The sequence below is a fragment of the Methylobacterium sp. genome (assembly GCF_019750675.1).
Lineage (GTDB): Bacteria > Pseudomonadota > Alphaproteobacteria > Rhizobiales > Beijerinckiaceae > Methylobacterium.
In genome coordinates this window covers 1-2,442 of the sequence record NZ_JAIEOF010000424.1, presented here as the reverse complement: position 1 = coordinate 2,442, position 2,442 = coordinate 1, and the positions used below count along the sequence as shown (strand labels likewise).

Below are 2,442 nucleotides of genomic sequence, written 5' to 3'. Positions count from 1 at the left end.
TAGGGGTCGTGTCAGGCTCGGGCCGGGTGAGCGGCGAGCGGGGCATCACGGCTCGTGTTGTTCGCGCTCGACCAAGGTAGAGCGCACGAGCGCGGCAAAGTCCGCGTAGGTCACAGGCTGTCCACGCACCTGCCATTGCGCAGTGTCGGCCCCGACGCAGTCGGCAAACTCGACGGGTTTGCGACCCGCAAAATCGAGCGTCGCGCCGGAGATGTCGCACTCCCGAAAACTGAGACCGTCACAGGCGATCGTGCCCGTGACGGCTTCCCGAAACTTGATCTCCATTTCGCCTGCTTCCTAGTTATTGACGATCAAGGCGCGAGAACCGGAGCCACCGCTGTCGGGCGGGCCGGACACGAGCTGCCTGAACCCGACGAAGGGGATGTTGAGCGACAGAGAGCCATCCGGATTGAGTGACATCGCGGTGGTCCAGCTCACGCCATCCTGCGAACTCTGGAAGAACAGGCCGTAGTTGACGCTATCCGTCGCGCTCATCTGCAGTCTGTAGAACGCGTTCCCGCCCGGCGTTCTGAGCAGAAGGGTCGCCAGAGCCTTCCGCAGGGTGAGGTCGACCGGAAGTTCCTTGGTGCGACCGTAATGGTAGCTGGACAGGTCGACGTTGTTGTTGGCCGCGACCTCGTCGATCACCTTGCTCGGGTCATCGCTGAGATACCGGACGTTCCGGGCGCCCGCCGTCAGGCGCAGGAACCGGTCGCGAGCCATGATGAGACCGCTGGACAGGCGATTTGCAACGATATCCCCGCCCGCACCGATGTAGCGCGGAGCCACGATGTCGAACGTCCGGATGTCATAGGTGCCACCCGCGAAATCCACGGACTTGCCGTTCGTCTCGAAGGTGGCCCCCGCTACCGAGCAACCTTCGGACTGTCCGGTGATACTGGTGACTTTGAGACCGGTTCCCGCGAGGGCAAACGAGGTTCCGGCGCCCGCAACCAGCCCACGGCACGCCTCCCACTGGCAGGCAACGGTGTTCTGCGAAGTGTTGCTGTCGCCTCTCACGATGCTTTTGAAGTTCGTAAGGCTGCCCTCTTGGACGTATTCCATGTATGTGACGGGCACCGGGTAGAGCCCGCTGCTATTCGAGGCGCGCTCAACATGGATGTTGTCAGCGTTGAGCGATTGGCTGATCACCGCCTGATCGTTCACGGACTGGGACGGGGCCTGCGTCGAGTGGCGCATAACACGCCACCCGGAATATTCGGCCGCCACATTGATGATCGCGACATTCCGAACAGAGGCGCCATCCCAGAGCCGCCGAAAGGTCGCCCCGTGCCTCCGTGCTTCCATCATATCGATAGTCAGGTCTTGGAACTTGGGAGCGAAGAAGCCGACCTCGGCTGTCGGCAACTCCCATTCGGTCAGGTCCTCGGCCGCCGTTACGGCATAGATGATCGTGTTCTGAAGGCCCGCACCGATGGCCCCCGTGCCCTCTTTGGTGTGCTTGAGCCCACGGAAGAACAGGTAGGCTCCGGCCTGCAACTGGAGCGTTTTGCCGGGCACGGCATCCATAAACTCCCGGATCTGGCTGCCATGCTCCAGGTAGCACAGGCTGCCCGTGATCGCCGTCACGGCGTCGCGGTCCAGGGTCAGGGTATCGCCCACGATGGATACCACCCTGGCGATGAAATCGCCGGCCCCTTCCTGGTTCAGCGTCTCGGTGATCGGAAGAGCGTTCCCATAGATGTCGGAGAAGCGGACCCCAATCGACCCACGTGCTTGATTGCAGGTAAAGGTCGCCTGCCTGCCGGTGCCGGTCACCGTCCAGCCCGCCCAGGAGCCCGCACGGATGGAGGCCGCGCACTGCTCGGCCGTGTCCGTGGTAAGGAAGGTGACCCCGCCATCACCGCTGTTGGCGTTGAACAGGTAGCCGTCGGCGCCGAAGAAGATCGGTCCCGAGCGGGCCGGCGGGCCGTTGACCTGAAAGGTCTTGGAGAACGCCTTTGGGTTGGCCCCCGCGCCCTGGACGAGCACCCGATCCCCGACCCGCCACTGCGTCCCGCTGTTGACCAGCATCTGTCGCGAGCCGGCCGCAATGCTGCAACCCGAGCGCAGAAACACCGGGCGACAGCCGAGATGCCCGGCCACGATCACATCGCCGACGACGAGATTGAACCAGGTGCCGCCTTTGTCCTGGATCGCGAGCGGTCCGGCGGAGGTGCCACGCGCATAGATGGCGCCACGCCCCATGTCGCCGGGGGTATGGAACCCCGCTGCGACAAAGGAGCGGACGGGGATGAACGTCTCGGGAATCTGCTGGCGGGCGATGTCGAGGCCGATCGCAGCGCCGAGGTCCGTAACCGCAACGTCCTTCGCGGCGCCGGTCGATCGTTCGAGGTTGCCCTTCACCGACAGGGTGCCGGTCCGCCTCGGCACGAGCTCGTCGAGCTCTCCACGCAGGCCAGGAACGTCCGCGACGCCGCC

General features: G+C 64.3%; 2 protein-coding genes. Both read right to left on the bottom strand.

Annotated features, from left to right (window positions below):
* Nucleotides 1-45: 45 nt before the first annotated feature.
* The gene (locus K2X24_RS22325; protein ID WP_292501239.1) at nt 46-285 is read right to left on the bottom strand and encodes a hypothetical protein; all 240 of its coding nucleotides are present in this window, start codon (nt 283-285) and stop codon (nt 46-48) included.
* 12 nt (nt 286-297) lie between these two features.
* A partial coding sequence (locus K2X24_RS22320; RefSeq protein WP_292501236.1) for a hypothetical protein occupies nt 298-2,442 on the bottom strand: 2,145 nt, incomplete at its 5' end.